Annotated in this window: 22 protein-coding genes; 16 read left to right on the forward strand and 6 right to left on the reverse strand. The window is 68.0% G+C overall.

Features of this window, described 5'->3' with window-relative positions:
• Positions 1 to 44 precede the first annotated feature (44 nt).
• The gene (locus NX1_RS07290; RefSeq protein ID WP_068055748.1) at positions 45 to 1,694 is read left to right on the forward strand and encodes an acyl-CoA synthetase; all 1,650 of its coding nucleotides are present in this window, start codon (positions 45 to 47) and stop codon (positions 1,692 to 1,694) included.
• Positions 1,695 to 1,944: 250 nt separating this feature from the next.
• On the opposite strand, the gene NX1_RS07295 is transcribed toward NX1_RS07290, so the two are convergent.
• Entirely contained in the window at positions 1,945 to 3,123 is a 1,179-nt protein-coding gene (locus tag NX1_RS07295) for an FAD-dependent monooxygenase (RefSeq protein ID WP_068055751.1), read from the reverse strand.
• Positions 3,124 to 3,223: 100 nt separating this feature from the next.
• Between NX1_RS07295 and NX1_RS07300 the strand changes: the two genes are divergently transcribed.
• Genes NX1_RS07300 through NX1_RS07310 form a run of 3 tightly spaced genes read left to right on the forward strand, consistent with a single transcriptional unit; the run spans position 3,224 to position 4,435 of the window.
• A complete protein-coding gene (locus NX1_RS07300; protein ID WP_068055754.1) occupies positions 3,224 to 3,811 on the forward strand; it encodes a TetR/AcrR family transcriptional regulator in 588 nt (195 codons plus the stop codon).
• Between the two features lie 58 nt (positions 3,812 to 3,869).
• Entirely contained in the window at positions 3,870 to 4,067 is a 198-nt protein-coding gene (locus tag NX1_RS07305; protein WP_084501157.1) for a plasmid mobilization protein, read from the forward strand.
• On the forward strand, positions 4,064 to 4,435 hold the full coding sequence (locus NX1_RS07310) for a type II toxin-antitoxin system death-on-curing family toxin (RefSeq protein ID WP_373864868.1): 372 nt from the start codon (positions 4,064 to 4,066) through the stop codon (positions 4,433 to 4,435). The genes NX1_RS07305 and NX1_RS07310 overlap by 4 nt, the downstream gene beginning before the upstream one ends.
• A 95-nt stretch (positions 4,436 to 4,530) precedes the next feature.
• On the opposite strand, the gene NX1_RS07315 is transcribed toward NX1_RS07310, so the two are convergent.
• On the reverse strand, positions 4,531 to 5,634 hold the full coding sequence (locus NX1_RS07315) for an acyl-CoA dehydrogenase family protein (protein ID WP_068055762.1): 1,104 nt from the start codon (positions 5,632 to 5,634) through the stop codon (positions 4,531 to 4,533).
• 21 nt (positions 5,635 to 5,655) lie between these two features.
• Positions 5,656 to 6,849: an acyl-CoA dehydrogenase family protein gene (locus NX1_RS07320; RefSeq protein WP_068055765.1), complete on the reverse strand. Its 1,194-nt coding sequence runs from the start codon at positions 6,847 to 6,849 to the stop codon at positions 5,656 to 5,658.
• Positions 6,850 to 7,000: 151 nt separating this feature from the next.
• Here NX1_RS07320 and NX1_RS07325 point away from each other — a divergent pair, with 151 nt between their 5' ends.
• The 12 genes from NX1_RS07325 to NX1_RS07380 all read left to right on the forward strand — a co-directional run bounded on the left by NX1_RS07325 (position 7,001) and on the right by NX1_RS07380 (position 18,664).
• Positions 7,001 to 7,189 (forward strand): ferredoxin, encoded by a 189-nt coding sequence (locus NX1_RS07325; RefSeq protein WP_068055768.1) that lies wholly within the window; start codon positions 7,001 to 7,003, stop codon positions 7,187 to 7,189.
• A 44-nt stretch (positions 7,190 to 7,233) separates the two neighbouring features.
• Positions 7,234 to 8,139 carry a 3-oxoacyl-ACP reductase gene (locus tag NX1_RS07330; RefSeq protein ID WP_068055770.1) on the forward strand — a complete coding sequence of 302 codons (906 nt, stop codon included), beginning with the start codon at positions 7,234 to 7,236 and terminating at the stop codon, positions 8,137 to 8,139.
• Positions 8,140 to 8,442: 303 nt separating this feature from the next.
• The gene (locus NX1_RS07335; RefSeq protein WP_068055774.1) at positions 8,443 to 9,207 is read left to right on the forward strand and encodes an MlaE family ABC transporter permease; all 765 of its coding nucleotides are present in this window, start codon (positions 8,443 to 8,445) and stop codon (positions 9,205 to 9,207) included.
• 4 nt (positions 9,208 to 9,211) lie between these two features.
• Positions 9,212 to 10,063 carry an MlaE family ABC transporter permease gene (locus NX1_RS07340; RefSeq protein ID WP_068055777.1) on the forward strand — a complete coding sequence of 284 codons (852 nt, stop codon included), beginning with the start codon at positions 9,212 to 9,214 and terminating at the stop codon, positions 10,061 to 10,063.
• Positions 10,064 to 10,070: 7 nt separating this feature from the next.
• Positions 10,071 to 11,240, forward strand: coding sequence for an MCE family protein (locus tag NX1_RS07345; RefSeq protein ID WP_068055781.1), 1,170 nt, complete (start codon positions 10,071 to 10,073; stop codon positions 11,238 to 11,240).
• Positions 11,237 to 12,262: an MCE family protein gene (locus NX1_RS07350; RefSeq protein ID WP_084501159.1), complete on the forward strand. Its 1,026-nt coding sequence runs from the start codon at positions 11,237 to 11,239 to the stop codon at positions 12,260 to 12,262. Before NX1_RS07345 ends, NX1_RS07350 begins: the two co-directional genes overlap by 4 nt.
• Positions 12,259 to 13,323: an MCE family protein gene (locus NX1_RS07355; protein ID WP_068055784.1), complete on the forward strand. Its 1,065-nt coding sequence runs from the start codon at positions 12,259 to 12,261 to the stop codon at positions 13,321 to 13,323. The genes NX1_RS07350 and NX1_RS07355 overlap by 4 nt, the downstream gene beginning before the upstream one ends.
• Complete coding sequence (locus NX1_RS07360) at positions 13,320 to 14,582, forward strand: MCE family protein (RefSeq protein ID WP_068055786.1); 1,263 nt, start codon at positions 13,320 to 13,322, stop codon at positions 14,580 to 14,582. Before NX1_RS07355 ends, NX1_RS07360 begins: the two co-directional genes overlap by 4 nt.
• Positions 14,582 to 15,829, forward strand: a complete 1,248-nt coding sequence (locus NX1_RS07365; protein WP_068055789.1) for an MCE family protein — start codon at positions 14,582 to 14,584, stop codon at positions 15,827 to 15,829. The genes NX1_RS07360 and NX1_RS07365 overlap by 1 nt, the downstream gene beginning before the upstream one ends.
• Complete coding sequence (locus NX1_RS07370; RefSeq protein WP_068055792.1) at positions 15,826 to 17,244, forward strand: MCE family protein; 1,419 nt, start codon at positions 15,826 to 15,828, stop codon at positions 17,242 to 17,244. The genes NX1_RS07365 and NX1_RS07370 overlap by 4 nt, the downstream gene beginning before the upstream one ends.
• On the forward strand, positions 17,241 to 18,179 hold the full coding sequence (locus NX1_RS07375; RefSeq protein ID WP_157119574.1) for an Rv1363c family protein: 939 nt from the start codon (positions 17,241 to 17,243) through the stop codon (positions 18,177 to 18,179). The genes NX1_RS07370 and NX1_RS07375 overlap by 4 nt, the downstream gene beginning before the upstream one ends.
• A complete protein-coding gene (locus NX1_RS07380) occupies positions 18,176 to 18,664 on the forward strand; it encodes an Rv1363c family protein (RefSeq protein WP_068055795.1) in 489 nt (162 codons plus the stop codon). The genes NX1_RS07375 and NX1_RS07380 overlap by 4 nt, the downstream gene beginning before the upstream one ends.
• On the opposite strand, the gene NX1_RS07385 is transcribed toward NX1_RS07380, so the two are convergent.
• From NX1_RS07385 to NX1_RS07395, 3 genes are all read right to left on the reverse strand, one after another.
• Entirely contained in the window at positions 18,661 to 20,067 is a 1,407-nt protein-coding gene (locus NX1_RS07385) for a sensor histidine kinase (protein ID WP_068055987.1), read from the reverse strand. The genes NX1_RS07380 and NX1_RS07385 overlap by 4 nt on opposite strands.
• A 140-nt stretch (positions 20,068 to 20,207) precedes the next feature.
• Positions 20,208 to 20,945, reverse strand: coding sequence for a response regulator transcription factor (locus NX1_RS07390; RefSeq protein ID WP_068055797.1), 738 nt, complete (start codon positions 20,943 to 20,945; stop codon positions 20,208 to 20,210).
• 166 nt (positions 20,946 to 21,111) lie between these two features.
• Entirely contained in the window at positions 21,112 to 22,617 is a 1,506-nt protein-coding gene (locus tag NX1_RS07395) for an alpha,alpha-trehalose-phosphate synthase (UDP-forming) (protein WP_068055990.1), read from the reverse strand.
• Positions 22,618 to 22,847: the final 230 nt, after the last annotated feature.

The following is a 22,847-nucleotide window of genomic DNA, read 5'->3' on the forward strand; positions in this document are numbered from 1 at the left end:
TTCCGAGCCTTGTCAAGAACAGTAACACGTTCTATTTTTAGCGTGTGAGCCACAACATAGCCGACCTCGTCGAACATGCCATCGACCTCATGCCCGATCGCGTCGCGCTGGCCGACGACAGCCGTGAGGTGACCTACGCGCAGCTGGAGGAGCGAGCCAACAAATTGGCTCACTACCTGCTGGAACAAGGCGTCCAGCCGGGCGACAAGGTCGGCATCTACTCGCGCAACACCATCGAGGCCGTCGAGGCCATGGTCGCGGTGTTCAAGGCGCGCGCCGTGATGATCAACGTGAACTACCGATACGTCGAGAACGAGTTGCAATACATCTTCGACAATTCGGACATGGTCGCGCTGATTCACGAGCGCCGCTACAGCGACAAGGTGGCCGAGGTCCGGCCCGCGAACTCGAAGCTGCGCACCGTCATCGTTGTGGACGACGATACGACCGGCGCCATTCCCACCGCAGCGGATTCGGTGGAATACGAAGCGGTCCTCGCGCAGTCCTCCGGCGCGCGCGACTTCGGCGAACGCTCCCCGGACGACCTGTACATGCTCTACACCGGCGGCACCACCGGCATGCCCAAGGGCGTGATGTGGCGGCAGGAGGACGTGTGGCGCGTGCTCGGCGGCGGCATCAACTTCCTCACCGGCGAATACGTCGCCGACGAATGGGATCTGGCCAAGCTCGGCGCGGCCAACCCGCCGATGACCCGGTTCCCGATCCCGCCGATGATCCACGGCGGCTCCCAGTGGGCCACCTTCCAGAGCCTGTTCGGCGGCGGCAAGACCGTAATGATCCCCGAGTTCAGCGGGCACGGCGTGTGGCAGCACATCGACCGCCACGGCATCAACCTCATCTTCATCACCGGCGACGCCATGGCGAGGCCGATGCTGGACGCGCTGATCGAGGGCAACCCGGAAACCGGTGCGCCCTATGATCTCTCGACGCTGTTCGCGATCGCCAGCAGTGCGGCGCTGTTCTCACCCGCCATCAAGGAAAAGCTGCTGGATCTGCTGCCGAACCGGATGATCACCGACTCGATTGGGTCCTCCGAGACCGGTTTCGGCGGACTCAGCATGGTCGCCAAGGGCGAGGCGCACACCGGCGGTCCGCGGGTCAAGATCGACGCCTCCACCGAGGTGCTCGACGAGGCGGGCAATCCGGTGGTGCCAGGATCCGGTCAGATCGGCATTCTCGCGCGCAAGGGTCACATTCCGCTGGGCTACTACAAGGACGAGGCCAAGACGGCCGCGACCTTCAAGGAGTTCAACGGAACTCGCTACTCGATCCCCGGCGATTACGCGCGGGTCGAGGAGGACGGCACCGTCACCATGCTCGGCCGCGGTTCGGTCAGCATCAACAGTGGCGGCGAGAAGATCTTCCCCGAGGAGGTCGAGGGCGCGCTCAAATCGCACCCGGAGATCTTCGACGCGCTGGTGGTCGGTGTCGACGACGAGCGCTGGGGTCAGCGCGTCGTCGCGGTGGTGCAGTGTCGCGGCGAGAATCGTCCCACCCTGGAGGACCTGCGTCCGGTGCTGACCAAGGAGATCGCGCCGTACAAGCTGCCGCGCAGCCTGTGGTTCGTCGAGGAGATCAAGCGTTCGCCCGCGGGCAAGCCGGACTACCGCTGGGCGAAGGCTCAGACCGAGGAGCGTCCTGCGGACGAGCACGCCGAGGCGAGCGTCAAGTAGTACCTGGAAACGTGAAGGGCCGCCGCGGAATTGCGGCGGCCCTTCGTCGTGTGCCGAGCACGGGCCAAGCGTAGTTTCCGATTGCGCCGATGCTCGCCGCGTCGAGCTCGGCAGCCCTTCGTTGTCAGCGGAACCGTGCCGGGCTCTAGGCGGTGAGCGCTCCAACTGCGGATTCTATTGTTGCCGAGTCGGATACGTCGCCACGGTGCGACGGCACAGCCGAATGTCGGTGCTCAGCCGTGTCTTTCGATCAGCGGGTCGTCAGTTCCGCCAAGCGGAAGGCGAGGCGGGTGCGGATCGCGGGGATTCGGCTCAGGGTCGAGAGCGCGGTGTTGCGGGCGATCCGCGCGATGCGCGGGCGGAGAGTAGCCATCTTCGTCATGCGGTCGGTGAACGCCACCACCCCGACGGCGACGGGGCGGCGGGTGGCTTCGTACTCGTCCAGGAGCGTCTGCGGCTCGCCTGCCAGCACCCGTGCGAGCAACGGGCCGAGGAAGGCCGCGTCCTGGATGCCGGTGTTCATGCCCTGTCCGCCCGCCGGGCTGTGCACGTGTGCGGCGTCGCCCGCCAGCAGGACGCGACCCGCGCGGTAGCGGTCGGCCACCCGGTGGTGCACACGGAATCGCGAGCTCCAGAGCACTTCCCGCACTCGCACGTCGCCGCCGGGGCCGCGGGCATCGAGGATCGCCTGAATGTCCTCGGCGGTGGGGTGTTCGGGCGCTTCGGCCACGGTGGCGACCACCCGGTAGCGATCGGGTTCGGCGTCGTCGGGCAGCGGCGCGACCACCGTGACGCCCTCCGGCGAAAGGTGCAGCGCCACCTCGTCTCTGGCGATCGGCCAGGCCATCCGCACGTCGGCGAGGACGAACGAGGCCGGGTAGGTGTCGCCGGTGAACCCGATGCCCGCCTGCTCGCGCACGGTGCTGTGCATGCCGTCGGCGCCGATCACGTAGTCGGCGCGGATGGTGCCCGTGGCGCCGGCGGCGTCGGTGTATTCGACGGTGACGCCGTCGCTTTCCGGTGCGATCCGGGTTACGACGTACGGCCGGTGCACCTTTCCACCCGCCTTGTGCAGGCGCTCGAGCAGGACCGCCTCGGTCGTGTCCTGGGGGGTCATCAGGGTGTACGGGTACGGGGTCGGGAGGTTGCCGAACTCTACGGTCGCGAGGGTTCGTGCGCCGTCGTGCAAGGTGAAACGCGGAACCTGGATGCCGCGCAGGATCAGTTCCTCGGCGATGCCGAGTTCGGCGAGCACCTCCAGCGTGCGCGCGTGCACGACGGCGGCGCGGGAAGTGTTGGCGCCCTCGGCGAGCCGGTCGAGCACGACGACGTCGACGCCCGCGTCGGCGAGGGTGATGGCGGCGGTGAGGCCGGCGGGTCCGGCGCCGACGACGAGTACCGAGGTGGTGCGGGGGAGCGGGGCGTTCATGGTGGCTCCTAGGTCAACATCTGTAGGCCAACGCTTGTTGGCATAACCATAAGCTTGTCCGCGAATGGAAGTCAACAGTTGTTGGCCTACAATTGTTGGCATGACAGAGTCGTCTGATCACACCCCCGCGCGCCGCTCCGACGCGACCCGCGCCGCAATCCTGGAAGCGGCGCGGGCGAGGTTCGCCGCCGAAGGCTTCCGCAAGGCCACCATCCGTGCCATCGCCGCTGACGCCGCGATCGATCCGTCCATGGTGATGCGCTATTTCGGCAGCAAGAACGGCCTATTCGCGGCGGCCGTCGACATCGACCTGGCGCTGCCCGACCTGGCCGCCGCCGAGCCGGACACCATGGGCGAGTTGCTGATCCGCCGCTTTCTCGCGATCTGGGAGGACCGGCAGAGCACCGTCCTGCTGATCCTGCTGCGCTCGTCCATCACCGACGACGCAGTCTCCGACCGCATCCGCGAGATCTTCGCCGAACAGGTGCTGCCCGCGGTCCTGCGCTTCGGCGACCCCTCCGACGCCCCCCGCCGCGGCGGCCTCATCGTCACCCAGCTCCTCGGCTTGGCCCTGTGCCGCTACGTCCTCCGGCTCCCCCCGGTCGTCGCCATGACCCCACCCCAACTCATCGCCGACATCGCCCCCACCCTCCAGCGCTACCTGACCTCCGCCCCACCCGCGGCGTAGGCCGAGGCCTGCCCGACCTGCGGGTGCAAGCGTGGTACCGCGTGGTACCGTCGAAGATATGGCGGGCCTCAATGTTCGGTTTACGGAGGATGAACTCAACGCCCTGCGTGAGCGCGCGGAGGCGGAGGGGACGAGCATGCAGCAGTTCGTGCGCAATGCGGTCGCGAGGGCGATCAACGAGCACTCGCGGTTGTTCAACGAGGCAGCTGATCATGTTCTACGGGTGAGTGAGGAGCTGAACCGGAGGCTCGCCTGATGGAGTATCTGACGCTGCCCGAGTTGCTGAGGCTCGCTGAGCGTCTGGGTACTCCGGAGGTGCGCGACTTCGGTTTGCTCGACTCCGCGCTGGCGCGGCCGCAGTCCAGCGTGTTCGGGCAGGACGCCTATCCGGATGTGTGGCAGAAAGCCGCCGCATTGATGGAGTCGATCGCACGTAATCACGGCTTGATCGATGGCAACAAGCGCCTGGCCTGGTATGCGACGTGGGTCTTCCTGCACATGAACGGCCACCCGCTGGACGGCGAATTCGACGTGGACGCCGCTGAACGATTCGTGCTCGATGTCTGCCAGGGATTGCTCGATGTGCCCGCGATCGCCGAGATGCTGACGAAGTTCGCGCGCTGAGCACGGACGGCTCGCGGCCGCAGGTCCCCGAACGACGATCGGCCCGTCGGTTGTGCCGACGGGCCGATGTCTGGGAGCGGTTGTGCCGCTGGGGTTCAGGCGGGGTTGGCGAGCAGGGCGCCGAGGGCGCGGAGGTGGTCGGTGCCCGCGCCGAGCGCGAACTCGTTGTGTTTGGCGGCGGTGAAGTAGTTGTGCACGATGTGGTCGCGGTCGATGCCGACGCCGCCGTGCACGTGCACGACGGTGTGAGCGACGCGATGGCCCGCGTCGGCGGCCCAGAACTTGGCGGTGTGCACGGCCTCGGCGGCGGGCAGGTTTTCGGCCAGTCGCCAGGCGGCCTGGGTGACCGCGAGGCGCAGGCCCTGCACGTCGATGTAGGCGTCGGCGAGGCGCTGGGCGACGGCCTGGAAGCTGCCGACGGCCTTGCCGAACTGCTCGCGCTCGCGCGCGTAGTCGGCCACCAGGTCGAGCGCCTTCTCGACGGTGCCGAGCTGCTGGGCGCTGAGCCCGAGCCAGGCGCGGGTGAGGATCCAGTCCAGCAGTTCCGCGCCGTCCGCCACCGTGCCGACCAATTCGGCCGGGGCGTCGGTGAATTCGACGCCGAACTCCGCGCTGAAGTCCACCACCTGCTGCGCCGTGACCCGCACCGACGCGTCGGCGGGGTCGACGAGGAAGACCGCGGGCACGCCGGAGACCGTGGCGGGCACCAGGATTCGGGTGGCGCGGTCGGCGTAGGGCACCGTGGTCTTGGCCCCGGTCAGCCGCCACGCGCCGTCGACCTCGCGGGCGGCGGTGGTCGGCTTGGCGGGTTCGTAGTTGTGCTCCTCGGCCAGCGCCGCGGTGAGAATCGCGCCGCCCTCGCCCGCCTGAGTCGCCAGTGCGCGCTGGTCCTCGGAACCGAACCGCGCCAGCGCGCCCGCGCCGACCACGATCGACCACAGGTACGGCACCGCGGCGACCGACTTGCCGAGTTCGCGCAGCACCGCGGTCTGCTCGAGCGCGCCGAGCCCGCTGCCGCCGACGTTCTCCGGCAGCGCCGCGGCCAGAATGCCGGTCTCGGCCAACGACTTCCACAGCGGCTCGTCGAACCGGCCCGCCACATCGAGTGCGCGCAACCGGTCGGCGGTGACGAGCTTGCCGCACACCTCGCCGGTCAGGCGGGCCAGGTCGAGCTGGGCTTCGGTGGGGGTGAAATCCATGGTGGTGTCTCTGCTTTCTGCTCAGCGCGCCGCGGCAGGCTGGCGGAGGGCGGTCATGGCGATGATGTCGCGCTGCACCTCGTTGGTGCCGCCGCCGAAGGTCAGGATCAGCGCGGCCCGGTGGAAGCGCTCCAGGCGTCCGCGCAGTTCCGCGCCGGGGGAGTCCTGGCGCAGATAGGCCTGCGGGCCGAGCACTTCCATCAGCAGCCGGTACGCCTCGGTGGCCAGCTCGGTGCCGTAGACCTTGCAGGTCGAGGCGTCCCACGGGCGCGGCGCCGCGTCGCCGCCCGCGTCGGCGCGGCTGGCGATCTCCCAGTTCAGCAGCTTCAGGTATTCGACCTTGGCGTGCACCTTGGCCAGGTTCAGCTGCACCCATTCCTTGTCGATGACGCGCGAGCCGTCGCCCGCCTTGGTGGTGCGCGCCCACTCGACGGTCTGGTTCAGCGCGACCGTCAGCGGGCCCGCCGAGGTGAGCGCGACGCGTTCGTGGTTGAGCTGGTTGGTGATCAGCGCCCAGCCGCCGTTCTCCTGACCGACCAGCGAGCTCACCGGCACGCGCACGTCCTGGTAATAGGTGGCGCTGGTGTCCGGCCCGGCCATGGTGTGCACCGGCGTCCAGGAGAAGCCCTCGGCGGTGGTCGGCACGATGAGCATGCTGATGCCCTTGTGCTTCTTGGCGCTCGGATCGGTGCGCACCGCGAGCCAGACGTAGTCGGCGTAGGCGATCAGGCTGGTCCACATCTTCTGACCGTTGATGACGTATTCGTCGCCGTCGCGCACCGCGGAGGTGCGCAGGCTGGCCAGGTCGGTGCCCGCGCCCGGCTCGGAGTAGCCGATGGAGAAGTGCAACTCGCCCGCGGCGATCTTGGGCAGGAAGAACTTCTTCTGTTCCTCGCTGCCGTAGTGCATGATGGTCGGCGCCACCGAGTTGATGGTCAGGAACGGTACGGGCGCGCCGGCGATGGCGGCCTCGTCGGTGAAGATCAGCTGGTCCATGGTCGGCCGGTCCTGGCCGCCGTACTCCTTGGGCCAGGCCAGCGTCAGCCAGCCGTCACGGCCCATCTCTTGGACGACCTCGCGGTAGACATTGCCGTGCCCGTACTCACCTGTCGTCGCGCTCAGCGCGGCCCGGCGCTCCGGTGTGATCAGCCGCGCGAAGTAGTCGCGCAACTCGGCGCGGAGCTCTTCTTGCTGCGGCGTGTACGCAATGCGCATGGCAAAACCTCATGTCGTTCGATTCGCTTGTCCCGATGATTGCATATCGACTGAAACATGTTCCAGTATTGCTCGGGAATCCGGCCGATGGCGGCGCGCGTGTCCGTGCGGGCTTGTAGGCTTCGGTATGAGTCTCAGTTAAGGAGTTTCCATGAAGGTCAGTGTCGATCGGGATCTGTGCGAGGCGAACGGAATCTGTGTCGGAATCGCCCCCGACGTGTTCGAACTCGATGACGAGGACCAGCTGCACATCCTTACCGCCGAGGTGCCCGACGACCGTCTCGGCGACGTCGAGGATGCGGTGGCGCAGTGCCCGAAAGCCGCGCTGAAGCTTCTCTGAAAGTTTCTTGCCAGTAGGTTGGAACACGTTCTAAAGTCGGGCCGGTGAACGAAACTGATCTGAGCTTGGCGGGCCGTGTGGCGATCGTGACCGGCGCGGGCGCGGGACTCGGGAAGGCCGAGGCGCTCGCCCTGGCGGGCGCGGGCGCCTCCGTGGTGGTCAACGACCTCGCGGAATCCGACGCGGTCGCCGAGACGCTGGCCGAGATCCGGGCGCTGGGCGCCAAGGCGGAGTTCGTCGCGGGCAGCATCGCGGAGCGCGCCACGGCCGACGCGCTGATTCGCACCGCGAACGAGGCGTTCGGCAGCGTGGACATCGTGGTCAACAACGCGGGCATCACCCGCGACCGGATGCTGTTCAACATGTCCGACGAGGACTTCGACGCGGTGCTCGCGGTCCATCTGCGCGGGCATTTCCTTGTGTCCCGCAATGCCGCCGCCTACTGGCGCGCGAAGTCGAAGGAAGCGGGCACGCCGGTCTACGGCCGCCTCATCAACACCTCCTCCGAGGCGGGCCTGCTCGGTCCCGAGGGTCAGGCCAACTACGGCGCGGCCAAGGCGGGCATCACCGCCCTCACCCTGTCCGCCGCGCGCGCGTTGTCGCGCTACGGCGTGCGGGCCAACGCGATCGCGCCCCGCGCGCGAACGGCGATGACCGAGGCGGTGTTCAGCGCGGCTCCCGACACCGGAGTCGATCCGCTCTCTCCCGAGCACGTGGCGCGCCTGGTCGCCTACCTCGCCTCCCCGGCGGCCGATTCGGTCAATGGGCAATTGTTCGTGGTCTACGGACCGATGGTGGCGCTGATGGCAGCGCCCGTCGTCGAGCGGCGCTTCGACGCCGCGGGTGCGGCATGGGACTCCGCCGACCTGGCGACCACACTCTCCGGCTACTTCGCCGAGCGACCGGCGGGCCAGACCTTCTCGGCTTCCTCGCTGACCGAACTCGGCTGATCGCCGGGCGACCGCCCTGGTCGTCGTCGAGTATCAACTGATCAACTGTCCAGCTGTTGATCATGAGTCCGGCACTTGGTAGACATGGGTGACCGGTAAGTGTGTGACGCCTCACAAAGGCGTCACCGCTTCCGTATGACACACGTTCCAAGTTCGAGGTCGGCTATCTAGAAAACGTGCAGTTCAAATGTGAAGAAAACAGCACGGCGACCATGTGAACATGTTCTAATCAATCCGGCGACGCGGCCATGGTGCCGAGTCGCGCCATGAGCAGTACGTGCAGTTGAGCAAGGAGGATCGCGAATGAACGAGGTCCTTGCTGTCCCGTTACGGGCCGTCGGAGGGTTCTTCGAACTCGCCGCGGAGGTGGCCCGCGCGAGTGTCCGCAGGCCCTTTCAAGCGCGTGAGTTCATCGATCAAGCCTGGTTCATCGCGCGCGTGTCCATCGTGCCGACCCTGCTGGTCGCGATCCCGTTCACCGTTCTGGTGAGCTTCACGCTGAATATTCTTTTGCGCGAGATCGGCGCGGCCGACCTCAGCGGGGCGGGCGCCGCGTTCGGCACGGTCACCCAGGTGGGGCCGATCGTCACCGTGCTCATCGTGGCGGGCGCAGGCGCCACCGCGATCTGCGCGGATCTCGGCGCTCGAACCATCAGGGAAGAGATCGACGCGATGCGCGTTCTCGGCATCGACCCGGTCCAGCGGCTGGTGGTGCCCAGGGTGCTGGCCTCGATGTTCGTCGCGCTCTTGCTCAACGCGCTGGTGTCGACGATCGGCATCGTCGGCGGCTTCTTGTTCTCCGTCTATCTGCAGGACGTGAACCCCGGCGCGTTCGTCAACGGCATCACGCTGCTCACCAAACTGCCCGAGCTGATCATCTCCGAAGTGAAGGCCGGTTTGTTCGGGCTGATCGCCGGACTGGTGGCCTGTTACCTCGGCCTGAACGTCAAAGGCGGTCCAAAGAGTGTCGGTGATGCGGTGAATCAGACCGTCGTCTTCGCCTTCATGGCCCTGTTCGTGGTGAACGTGGTGGTCACCGCCGTCGGCATCAAGTTCACGGTGCGGTGACGCGATGGCCTTCGTGATCCAGTCCCGGTTCCCCCGCACGGTGCGGCGGGCGCGCCGGATGTCGGACTCCCTGGACTCGGTGGGCAAGCACGCCGTGTTCTACGCGCAGGCGCTGGCCTCGATGCCGCGCGCCCTCGTCCACTACCGAACCGAGACCATCCGGCTGATCGCCGAGATCAGCATGGGCACCGGCGCGCTCGCGGTCATCGGCGGCACGGTGGTGATCGTCGGCTTCCTGACGCTGTTCGCGGGCGGCACCATCGCGGTGCAGGGCTACAGCTCGCTCGGCAATATCGGCGTCGAGGCGCTGACCGGCTTCTTCTCCGCGTTCATCAACGTGCGCATCGCGGCGCCGGTGATCTCGGGCATCGGACTCGCGGCCACCATCGGCGCGGGCTCCACCGCGCAGCTCGGCGCCATGCGGGTCTCGGAAGAGATCGACGCGCTCGAGACCATGGCGATCCGCCCGGTGCCGTTCCTTGTCGGCACCAGGGTGCTGGCCGGGATGATCGCGATCGTGCCGCTCTACGCGCTGGCCGTGATCGCCTCGTTCGTGGCGGCGCGGTTCGCCACCGTGGTGATCTACGGGCAGTCGGCGGGCGTCTACGACCACTACTTTTCGACGTTCCTGATTCCCAGCGACATTCTCTGGTCCTTCGCCCAGGCGATCTTCATGGCACTCGCGGTGATGATGATCCACACCTATTACGGCTATTTCGCCGCGGGCGGACCGGTCGGCGTCGGTGTGGCTGTCGGCAACGCGGTGCGTGCCTCGCTGGTCGCGGTGGTCACGGTGACCCTGCTGATCTCGCTGGCCATCTACGGCACCTCCGGCAACTTCCATCTTTCCGGGTAGGGCGGGTATGGAGAAGATCAAATACAAACTCGCCGGCCTGGGAATGGTGCTCGTGCTCGTCGCGGTGGTCGCGGTCGCGCTGACCATGTTCGTCGGCGGGTTCACCAAGACCGCGACGGTGCTGGTCGAGGCGCCGCGCAGCGGCCTCGTGCTCGACCCCGACGCCAAGGTGAAGGTCCGCGGTGTCGAAATCGGCCGGGTCGCCGAGGTGAACCAGCAGGACGACGGCGCCGAGCTGAAGCTGGCGATCGACCCGGAGCTGTTGAAGATGGTGCCCGCCAATGCGGGCGTCGACATCAGGTCGACCACCGTTTTCGGTGCCAAGTACGTCAACTTCACTGTGCCGGAGGATGCTTCGCCGAAGTCGCTGCAACCGGGCGCGACCGTGGTCGCCGAGCAGGTGACCGTCGAGTTCAACACGCTGTTCCAGCACCTGTCCGACGTGCTGGCCAAGCTGGAGCCGGAGAAGCTCAACGCGACGCTCTCCGCGCTCGGCACCGCGCTGCAGGGCCGCGGCGAGACGCTCGGCCAGCTGCTGGTGAACCTGGACGTCTACCTGCGCGAGATGAACCCGACGCTGCCGACCCTGCGACAGGATTTCGCGGCCACCGCCGACGTGTCGAACCTGTACGCGGACACCGTTGGTGATTTGCTGCGGACCGTGGACAACGCGGTCACCACCAGCCAGACCCTTGTCGATGAACAGCAGGGCCTCGACGATGTGCTCGCGAACCTGGTCGGCCTGGCCGACACCACGGGTTCGGTGCTGCGCGAGAACGAGAACAACCTGGGCACCGCGCTCGATCTGCTGCGCCCGACCACGGGCCTGCTCGAGGAGTACGCGCCCGGCCTCAACTGCATGATCAACGCGATCGGGCGGTTGATGCCGATCGCCAACATGATGTTCGGCGGTCTGCAGCCGGGCGTCACGATGAACACCAACTTCATGTTCGGCGCCGAGCCGTACAAGTATCCGGAGGATCTGCCGAAGGTGAACGCGACCGGCGGCCCGCGCTGTGAGGGGCTGGACAATCGGGTGCCGGGCAGCCACGCGAACTACATCGTCACCGACACCAACGAGGGCGCGCCTTACGTGCCGTCGATGAAGCTCGAATTCAACGGCCCCAAGGTGTTCCAGCTGCTGTTCGCCGGGCTTCCGGGGGTGACCGCGCCGTGAAGAACACCGCGACGACGGTGAAGCTGGCCATCTTCACCCTGGTGATGACACTGATCTTCGCCGGACTGGCCATCGTGTTCAGCCAGATGCGCTTCGCCAAGGAATACGGGTACCACGCCGTGTTCACCAGCTCCTCGGGCATGCTGCCAGGAGCCAAGGTGCGCATCGCGGGCGTGCCGGTCGGCTCGGTCACCTCGGTGAAGGTGGGCAAGGACAACCTCGCGCACGTCGAGTTCGACGTCGACCGCAAGTACCAGCTGCTCACCAGCACCCGCGCGACCATCAGATACGAGAACCTGGTCGGCGACCGGTACATGGAGCTGCTCGAGGGGGCGGGCTCGGCCGAGAAGCTGCGTCAGGGCGGCACCATCGGGACCGACAAGACCGCGCCCGCGCTCGACCTGGACATGCTGCTCGGCGGCTTCAAACCGCTGCTGCGCGGACTGGATCCGGGTCAGGTGAACGACCTGACCAACGCGTTGCTGCAGATCTTCCAGGGCCAGGGCGGCACGCTGGTCTCGCTGCTCAACAGCAGCGGCTCGTTCGCCAAGACGCTCGGCGAGCGCGACGCGCTGATCGGCAGCGTCATCGACAATCTCAACGCCGTGCTCGCGACCATCGACGAACGTGGCGAACAGTTCGACACCACCCTCACCGAATTGCAGCGGCTGGTCAGCGGCCTCGCCGCCGACCGTGATCCGATCGGCGACGCCTTGCCGAGGATCGCAGGCGCCACCGGCGATCTCACCGACCTGCTCGCCCAGGCCCGTCCCGATCTGCGCGGCACGATCGAGCAGACCGGACGGCTGGCCACCAACCTGGACGACGGCTCGGACACCGTCCAGTGGGTGCTCGAGCGGCTGCCGGAGACCTACCGGAAGCTGATCCGCATCGGTTCCTACGGCTCCTTCCTCGCGCTCTACATATGCAGCACGAACTTCATCGTCGACGGACCGAACGGACAACCGCTGCACATCAATATGCCCGGCGGGCAGGAGACGGGAAGGTGCGCTCCGGAATGAAAGACCAGCGATCACCGGCCGTGACGATCGGCGTCGTCGGTATCGTCGTCGCGATCGCGGTGGCGCTCTCGGCCTTGCAGTTCGACCGGCTGCCGTTCATCCGCAGCGGCGCGAACTTCACCGCCTACTTCGCCGACGCGGGCGGGCTGGTGCCCGGCGACGCCGTGCAGGTCGCCGGCGTGCGCTCGGGCCGGGTCGACGCCGTCGAACTGGCAGGAGCCAAGGTGCTGGTGAAGTTCACCCTCGACGAGTCGATCGTCCTGGGCGACAAGACTTCCGCGGCCATCAAGACCAACACGGTGCTCGGCCGCAAGTCGTTGGAGCTGCTGCCGCAGGGCCAGGGGGCCCTGCGCCGCGACGACACCATTCCACTGGAGCGCACCACCTCGCCGTACTCGCTCAACGAAGCGCTCGGCGATCTGGCGGGCACGGTGCATGGCCTGGACATGGTGAAGGTCGACGAGACGCTGGACGCGCTCTCGGAGACCTTCGCAGACACCCCGGCCCCGCTGCGCGCGGCGCTCGACGGCGTCACCCAGCTCTCGCGCAGCATCAACGCGCGCGACGAGGCGCTCTCCGAATTGCTGCGGCGGGCGCAGAACGTCACCAAGATCCTGTCCGACCGCAGCGCCCAGATCAACGCGCTGCTGCTCGACGGCAACCAACTGCTCGGCGAACTCGACCGCCGCCGCACCGCGATCGGGCAGCTGATCGTGTACGTGAACGGGCTCGCCCAGCAGCTGTCCGGACTTGTCGCCGACAACGAGGCGCAGCTGAAACCCGCGCTGGACAGGCTCAATTCGGTGCTCGCGCTGCTTCAGCGCAACCGCGACAACCTCACCGAGGCCCTCGACGGGCTCGGCCCGTTCGCCGCCGCGCTCGGCGAGCAGGTCGGCAACGGCCCGTGGTTCAACGCCTACGTGGTGAACGCGACGTCCGTCGGTCTGCAGCCGCTGGTCGACGCGCTGGTGTGGCCGCAGCACCTGCCCGACGACCTGCGCAACTTCTTCTTGAACCCGCCACCGTCGATCGGGCCTGCGGTCCAGGAGCCGCCGCGATGAAAATGCCGAAGGTTGTTCAGAAAGGCCCGCGCTGGGCGTGGGTGGTCGCGGGCGTGCTGGTCGCCGCACTGGTGGCGGTCGGCGCGTATCGCGGCATCACCAAGATCGGGACCACCACGGTCACCGCGTTCTTCCCGTCGACGACTGGCCTCTACGTCGGCGACGACGTGCGGGTGCTCGGCGTCGACGTCGGCGAGATCGACAAGGTCGAGCCGGGTCGCGACCAGGTGCGGGTCGAGTTCACCATTCGCCGCGGCGTCGACATCCCCGCCGACGCGCGCGCGGTGATCATCTCGCCCTCGCTGGTCTCGGCCCGCTTCATCCAGCTGGCCCCGGCTTACACCGGCGGCCCCAAGCTGGCCGACGGCGCGACCATTCCGATCGAGCGCACCGCCGTCCCGGTCGAGTGGGACGACATCAAGGCCGAGTTGTCCAAGCTGGCAACGACTCTGGGCCCGGTGGGCGACGACGAACAGGGCTCGTTCGGGCGCTTCGTCGACACCGCCGCGAGCAACCTGGAGGGCAACGGCGACCGGATGCGTGAGACCCTGCGCGAGCTCTCCGCCACACTGAACACCCTCTCCGACGGCCGCACCGATCTGTTCGGCACCATCCGCAACCTGCAGCAGTTCGTCGAGGTGCTCTCGGCGAGCAACGAGCAGATCGTGCAGTTCGGCGGCAGGCTCGCCTCGGTGTCCTCGGTGCTGGCCGGCGTCTCGGCGGATCTCGGCGCGGGACTGGACAATCTGGACCTCGCGATGGCCGACGTCAAGCGTTTCCTGGATGGCAGCGGTGCTGAGCTCACCGAGGGCGTGCAGCGACTGGCCGAGGTCACCCAGATACTGGTGGACAAGCGCCCCGAGCTGGAACGGGTGCTGCACTCGGGCCCGACGGCGCTGGTGAACTTCTACCAGCTCTACAAGCCGGCCCAGGGCACCATCACCGGCGCGGTCGCGCTGAACAACACGGCCGACCCGCTGAGCTTCCTGTGCGGTTCGGTGCGCGCGCTGGAGGAGAACGATTCGGATCGCTCCGCCGACCTGTGCGCCACCTACCTCGCGCCGGTGATCGACTCGCTGGCCATGAACTACGCGCCGATCATGCTGAATCCGGCCACCGGCGTGCACGCCTTCCCCAACCAGATCGTCTACAGCCCGCCCAGCCTGGAGGAGCGCGCGCCGGCGCAGACGCCGCAGCCCGCGCCGATCACCGTGCCGAACGGGCTCGCCGGCCTGGCCATTCCGGGAGGAGGTCGATGATGCGACCGATGCGTAAGACGGCCGTCCTCGCGATGGGCGTCGCGCTGACCCTCGGCGCCACCGGTTGCCAGTGGGACGGACTGAACTCGTTGCCGATGCCGGGCGCCGAGGGCACCGGCGAAGGCTCGTACAAGATCAGCATTCAGATGCCGAACGTCACCACGCTGACCCAGAATTCGCCAGTGCGGGTCGATGACGTGCCGGTGGGCACGGTGACCGGCATCGAGGTGCAGGACTGGCACGCGGTGGTGACCGTATCGCTGGACGGCAAGGTGAAGCTGCCCGCCAACGCGACCGCCAAGATCGGTCAGACCAGTCTGCTGGGCAGCAACCACATCGAGCTCGCCCCGCCGACGGACGTGCCGCCGGAAGGCGAGCTGAAGGCGGGCGACGTCATCCCGCTGGATCGCGCCGGGGCGTACCCCACCACCGAGCAGGTGCTCTCCTCGCTGTCGGTGGTGCTCAACGGCGGCGGCGTCGCGCAGCTGGAAACCATTACCCGCGAACTGAATGCCGCGCTGAGCGGGCGCGAGGACGCGATCCGCGACCTGCTGCCGCAGCTGAACGAACTCACCACCAACCTGGAGGCGCAGACCGGCGACATCATCGCCGCGCTGAACGGGCTCGACCGGCTCGGCGGCCAGCTGTCCCAGCAGCGCGCCGTGCTCGGCTCGGCGATCGAGCGCATTCACCCGGCGCTGACCGTGCTCGCCGACCGGCGGGCGAACGTCACCAACGCCCTCACCGCGCTCGGTGAACTCAGCGACGTGACGCAACGGGTGATCAGCGCCAGCGGCGAGAACCTGAAGGCGAACCTGGCCAGCCTGGAGCCGGTGCTGCGGCAGCTGTCCGACACCGGCAACAACCTCATCGAGTCGCTGAAGATCCTGCTCACCTTCCCGTTCCCGATGGAGAACATCGACAAGGCGATCAAGGGCGACTACCTGAATCTGTTCATGACGGTGGACATGACGGGCAAGCGCCTCGACTCGAACTGGCTCACCGGCACGCCGCTCGGCGGACGCTTCGGCGGCGTCGAGGGCGTGGTCGGCAGCTTCGCACCGCCCACCGCCAGCGACAGCGGCAATCCGGCGACCGGTCCGTTGCAGCCGCCCGCCCAGGGCCAGCAGCCCGCGCCGACCATTCCCGGTCTGCCGCCGATCCCCGGTCTGCCCGCCATTCCCGGCCTGACCGTGCCGCTGCCGGGAGCGGGAGACACTGCGCCGCAAGGGAGTCCGGGCCGATGAAGCTCACCCGATTCGTCCGCGTTCAGCTCGGCATCTTCGCCGTGCTGACCGTCATCGGCCTGACCATCATGGCGGGCACCTACGTGCAGTTACCCGCCATGTTCGGCATCGGGCGCTACGACGTCACCGTGCAGCTGACCGCGACCGGCGGCCTCTACCCGCACGCCAACGTGGCCTATCGCGGCACCAATGTCGGCAAGGTGCAGGAGGTCCTGCTCACGCCGGAGGGCGTCGAGGCGAAGCTGACCATCGACAGCGACTACAAGATCCCCTCCGACGTCGACGCCTGGGTGCGCAGCGTCTCGGCGATCGGCGAGCAGTACGTCGACCTGATTCCGGCCGAGAACCCCAAGGGCGGCAATCTCGCGGATGGCGCGGTGATCCCGCAGGAGCGCACCAAGCTGCCGCAGGACGTGGGCACGCTGCTCGACCAGACCGACCGGCTGCTGTCGAGCGTCGCCGACACCCGGCTGCGGCAGGTGATCGACGAGGCCTTCCGCGCGTTCAACGGCGCCGGCCCCGACCTGCAGCGCTTCATCGACTCCGCCTCGCTGCTGGTGCAGGAAGCGCAGAACAGCAGCGAGCCGACCAAGAAACTGATCGAGCAGATCGGCCCGCTGCTGGACACCCAGATCCGCTCGGACGCGGCGATCCGGTCGTGGACCGCCGACCTGGCCACGGTGACCGATCAGCTGCGGGCGCACGATCCGGCGCTGACGAACATCCTGCGCGAGGGCCCGGCCGCGCTCGAGCGCGTTTCCACGCAGTTCCAGGACCTGAAACCGACTCTGCCGCTGTTGCTTTCGAATCTGGTCAGCGTGGGTCAGGTGACCACGATCTACCACGCGGGTCTCGAGCAGATCCTGGTCGTGTACCCGCCGCTGGTCGCCGCGCTGATGACAGCGGTGCGCGGACCGGTCGAGTACGGCGTGCTCGTCGACTTCATGCTGACCGTCAACGATCCGCCCGCCTGCACCACCGGCTTCCTCCCCGAAGACGAGCGCCGCTCGCCGAGCGAATTGAACTCCGTGCCGACCCCGCCGGGTCTCTACTGCAAGATCCCGCAGGACTCGCCCATCGAGGTGCGCGGCATCCGGAACACGCCGTGCATGGAGTACCCGGGCGTGCGCGCGCCGACGCCGGAGCTGTGCCGCACCGGTTACGTCCCAGTCGGCGACAACCCGCCGTTCGGTCCGCCGCGGCCGGTGGCGCCCGCGAGCGGTCCCGCGCCCGAGGACACCCAGACCGCGCCCGCGTCGTTCAGTACGCCCGCGGCCGCCAAGTCCTACGATCCGGCCACCGGCGTGTACATCGGCACCGACGGTCGCACTTACCGACAAGGTGATGTCGGCCCCGGCGGTTCCGGCACGGTACCGTCGAGCTGGCAGGCGATGCTCGAGGAGCAGCAACGATGAGTGAAATCCGCGGAGATGCACATCGCGCGCGCAGGCGGGCCGTTCGCTCGGCGGGCCCGCCGGTGGAGGGTGCCGACGCGGTAACGGAGATGGCGGTGGATGCCGCCCGGCTCGGCGGCGAGGAGACCGCCGGGCGGGCGAAGGATGCCGCAAGCTCCGTGCAAGCGAAAGGCACCGACAGCGCGAGGAAGGCGAAACCTGCCGACAGCTCCGGGGAGGCGAAAGATGCTGGCAGCGCCGAGGCTGTGGAAAAAGCCGACACCCTCGCTCTGACCAAGGATGAGCCGAAGGACGGCGACGCTGCCGACCTGGTGAATGCCTCGGCAGGCGTGGAATCCGGCGATGCGCCGTCCGTAGACCTAGGCAAAGCCGGGGCCGAGACGACCTCGGACGAGACCTCCGGTTCCACCGACTCCGACGACACCGGCGCAGGCTCGCGCAGCGACCGTCTCGGCGTCGAACGCATCGTGGTGCTGGCCGTCGCGGCGGTCCTCGTCCTCGCCCTCGTCGGTGGCGCGATCGCCTCGGTCTTCGTCGCGCGGTCTGCCGCCGAGCGCGATGAGCGCCGCACCGCCTACGTGCAGACCGCGCGGCAGGCGATCCTGAATCTGACCACCATCAGGGCCGACTCCGCCAAAGAAGACATCGACCGGATCCTCTCCATGGCCTCCGGACAGTTCAAGACCGAGTTCGACGGCCGGGTCGACCCGTTCCTGAGCATCGTGCAGCAGGCCAAGGTCGTCTCCAACGGCGAGATCGTCGAGGCGGCACTGGAAAGCGACGCCGACGATTCCGCGAAGGTGCTCGTCGCCGCCAAACAGACCCTGACCAACGCGGGCCAGGCCGAGCCGCAGACGCGGTTCTACCGGTTCCGGGTCACCGTGACCCGCACCGACTCCGGCCTGTCCGCCTCGAATGTGGAGTTCGTGGCATGAACGGAACACGGGGCCTGATCGCGGCGGGCGCCGCGGGCGCGGTGGCGCTGGCAGCGGTGATCGTCTTGGCCATCAACGGATTCGGGTACTGGTCGGACCGGCAGGAAGAGCGGGCAAGGCAGGACGCGGTCACCGCGGCCGACCGGGCGGTCTCGGCCATGTTCAGCTACGACTACGGCAGCGTCGACACCGAGCTGCCGAAGGCGGCGGACAACCTGTCCGCCGATTTCCGCGAGGACTACCTGAAGCTGATCAGCCAGGCCATCGCGCCGGGCGCCAAGGAGAAGCAACTCACCGTGAAGGCCACCACCCAGGCGAGCGGCGTGGTCTCCGCCGATCGCGACCACGCGGTGGTGCTGCTGTACCTGAACCAGGTGACGACAAGCAAGGAGTCGCCGCAGGGCACAACCACCGGCAGCAGGGTGCGGGTCACGCTGGACAAGACCGACGACCGCTGGCTCGTCGATTCGGTGACGCCGATCTAGGAATCGCGGGGCAGTCGCACCGTGAAGGTGGCGCCTGTGCCGGGAGTGCTGGCGACCCGCACGCTGCCACCGTGCGCGGTGACCAGCGCCTGCACGATGGAAAGACCGAGGCCGGTGCCGCCGCTGGCGCGGGCGCGTGAGGTGTCGGTGCGGTAGAAGCGTTCGAAGATCCGCTCGGCTTCCTCGGGCGGCAGACCGGGACCGGTGTCGGCCACCTCGAGCAGCACGTGGTCGTCGTCGGGCGTGAGGCGAACCGTCACCGAGGCGTCCGGCGGCGTGTGCGTGAGCGCGTTGTTCAGCAGATTCGCCAGCACCTGGCGCAATCTGGCCTCGTCGCCGGTGATCTCCAAAGTCCCCGAACCGGAACACACTTCGAGGGCGATCGGGCGGCGCGGACCGTCCGGATCGGCGGCCGCCGCGACCGCGCGGGCGTTGTGCACCGCGTCGCTGGCCACCGCTAGCAGATCCACCGTGCCGCTCTCCAACGGACGCTGCGCGTCCAGCCTGGCCAGCATCAGCAGATCCTCCACCAGCAGACCCATCCGCTGCGCCTCGCGTTCGATCCGGTCCATGAACATGCCGGGATCGGTGGCCGCGCCCTGCCGGTACAGCTCGGCGAAACCGCGAATGGTGGTGATCGGGGTGCGCAATTCGTGGCTCGCGTCGGCGACGAAGCGGCGCATCTTCGCCTCGGAGCGCTTCGCCGCCGCTTCCGAGGCCTCGGTCGCGGCGAACGCGGATTGGATCTGCGCCAGCATGCCGTTCAGCGATCGGGACAGCCGGTCCACCTCGGTATCGGTGCCGCGCACCGGCACCCGGCGGTGCAGATCACCCTTGGCGATGGCCGCCGCGATGTTCTCCACCCGGCGCAGCGGGCGCAGGCTGGTCCGGATCACGAAATAGGCGGCCAGCGCCAGCGCGGCCAGCACGGCGAGGCCGATCACCAGCTGGAGCATCACCAGCCGCTGGACGGTCTGCTGATTGTGCGTCAGCGGCAACGCGACGGTGGTGATCGTGTCCTGGTGATGCACGGTCACCACGCGCCATTGGACGTCGGAATCACCGACCGAACCCACCGTCACCGGTTCGAGAGACGGCGGATTCGGCAAGTCGGGCGTGGCGTCGACGTTGTACGGCTGCAGTACGAAAGAACCGGTGCCGTTCTTGTTCTCGGTGACGATGTAGAACGGGCTCGGCGCGGTGCGCTGATCCAGCGGCGGAGTCGGCGGCGGCAACGGCGGGCGTGTCGTCCTCGCACGGGTCATCGCGGCATCGTGGAGCTGCTGATCGGTGCGGTTGAGCAGGGACATCTCCAGCGACGAGGTGACCGCCATGCCGGAAGCCAGCAGACCGAGCCCGGCCAACGCCACCAGGGCCAATACCAGCGTCACCCGCAGCGGGATCGCGCCGAGCCGCCGGGCGAGCGCCTCCCTTGCCCGGCGGGCCCGGCCTGCCTCGCGGGCGGAGCGGCGCTGTTCCGAGGGGCGGATTCGCTTGGGGGCGGGGGTTTTCCGATCGGCCTCGGCGCGCACCGAATCCAGGCTCACGGGCTCGCCGGGCGGCCGCGCTGCGGCGTCCGCATCACGTAGCCGACGCCGCGCAAGGTGTGGATGAGTCGTTGCTCGCCGGTGTCCACTTTCTTGCGCAGATACGACACATAGGTCTCCACCACGCCGACCTCACCGCCGAAGTCGTAGCGCCACACGTGGTCCAAGATGCGCGGCTTGCTCAGCACGGTGCCCGCGTTGACCATGAAATACCGCAGCAGGGTGAACTCTGTGGGGGAGAGGGTGACCGGCTCGCCCGCCTTCCACACCTCGTGGGTGTCGTCGTCGAGTTCGATGTCTTCGAAGCGAATCCGCGAACTCTCCTTCGCCGATTCGCCCGGCCCCGCGCGGCGCAGCACCACCCGCAGCCGGGCCACCACCTCCTCCAAGCTGAACGGCTTGGTGATGTAGTCGTCGGCGCCCAAGGTCAGGCCCGCCACCTTGTCCTGCACGTCGTCGCGTGCGGTCAGGAACAGCACGGGCGCGTCGATGCCGTCGGCGCGCAGCCTCGGCAGCAGGCCGAAGCCATCGATGCCGGGCATCATCACGTCGACGATCAAGGCCTGCGGCCGGAAGCTGCGGGCCCGGTCGAGCGCCCGCGCGCCGTCGCTCGCGGTCTCCACCTCGAAGCCCTGGTAGCGCAGGCTCACCGAGAGCAGCTCGAGGATCATCGGCTCGTCGTCCACCACCAGCACTCTGGCTTCGGGGGACTGCTCCGCGGGCGCACCAGTCATGACTCCATGGTGCGCCCGATACCTGCGAAGCTGCTGGACCTTTTCTGGGAGCTTGCTGTGTTGGTTGGCGCGCTGGCGCGCGCGAACGGGCTCGTAAGACTCGCCCTGGGGGTGGTTGGGAGAGCGCGGAAGCTGCCTTTGACCTTGGTTGGGGTAAACGCTTGTGTCAGCGGGTGGGGTTTTCGGACTCCGGGTAGACGTCTTCATCGGTCAGTAGGGCGCTGCCTGCTACCTGGTCCTGGGCGAGTGCGTCGAGGAAGGCGCGGGCCCAGCGGTCCACGTCGTGGGCGAGGACCTGGCGGCGCAGGGCGCGCATGCGGCGGCGTTTGGTATCGCGGTTGTCTTCCAGGGCGGAGACGATGGCGTCCTTCACGCTGTCCAGGTCGTGCGGGTTGCACAGGTAGGCCTGGCGAAGCTCGGCGGCGGCGCCGGTGAACTCGCTGAGCACCAGGGCTCCGTTGAGACCGCTGTGACAGGCGACGTACTCCTTGGCCACCAGATTCATGCCGTCGCGCAGCGGGGTCACCAGCATGACGTCGGCGGCGACGAAGAAGGCGAGCAGCTCGTCGCGCGGAATGGGGCGATGCAGGTAATGCACCACCGGGTAGCCGACCCTGGCGAACTCGCCGTTGATCCGGCCGACCTGGCGTTCGATGTCGCCGCGCATCTGGATGTAGCTCTCGACGCGCTCGCGGCTCGGGGTGGCCAGCTGCACCATGACGGTCTCGGCGGGGTCGACGCGGCCGTCGATCAGCAGTTCCTCCAGCGCGTTGAGCCGGATGTCGATGCCTTTGGTGTAGTCGAGCCGGTCGACGCCGAGCAGGATGTTCTTCGGATTGCCCAGCTCGGCGCGGATCTTGGCGGCCCGCTCTCGGATCGAGCGACGCCGCGAATGCTCGTCGAGCTCGGCCGAGGCGATCGAAATCGGGAACGCGCCGACTCGCACGGTGCGGAAACCCACCTGCACCACGCCGAGCTTGGAACGCACACCCACGGTGCCGCGTGAGGTCGGCTGTCCGGCCAGTCGCCGCGCCAGGTACAGGAAGTTCTGCGCGCCGCCCGGCAGGTGGAAACCGATCAGGTCGGCGCCGAGCAGACCCTCGATGATCTCGGTCCGCCACGGCATCTGCATGAACAGCTCGACCGGCGGGAACGGGATGTGCAGGAAGAAGCCGATGGTCAGGTCCGGCCGCAGCATGCGCAGCATCTTGGGCACCAACTGGAGCTGGTAGTCCTGCACCCACACCGTCGCGCCCTCGGCGGCCACCTTCGCGGTCTCCTCGGCGAACCTGCGATTCACGTTGACGTAGGCGGCCCACCACCTCCGGTCGTAGATCGGCCGGACGATCACGTCGTGGTACAGCGGCCACAGCGTGCCGTTGGAAAAGCCCTCGTAGTAGTCGGTGACCTCCTTCGCCGACAGCGGCACCGGATGCAGCTCGAGGCCGTCCTCGATGATCGGTTCGACCTCGACGTCGGGCACCCCCGCCCAGCCGACCCACGCGCCCTTGTTGTTGCGCAGTACCGGCTCCAAAGCGGTCACCAGGCCACCGGGACTGCGCTTCCAGCGGGTGCTGCCGTCGGGCAGTTTCTCCAGATCGACAGGCAGTCGGTTGGCCACGACGACGAAACCCGAACCCGCGCCTTCCGGAGCGATCGATCCGGCGCGCAGGGCGCCGGGCTCCGACGGGTCGGGTTCGGGTAGTTCGGACTGGGCGTGCTCGGAGTCGTCGGACAGCTGTTCGGTCATCTGGTCCACTCACGCATCCTTATTTGGTTGGCGGCGCTCGCGGTGTCCTTCGCGGTCACGTGGGGCTGCTGTCGCCTGGCCCGTCGCTCACGCGTCGGTCACGCGTCGCTGATTCGGCGTTGGAGTTGGTCTGTCGAGTCGACGGCGCCGTT

Origin of the sequence: Nocardia xishanensis NBRC 101358 (genome assembly GCF_001613365.1) — a bacterium.
In the GTDB taxonomy this organism is placed as follows: Bacteria; Actinomycetota; Actinomycetes; order Mycobacteriales; family Mycobacteriaceae; genus Nocardia; species Nocardia xishanensis.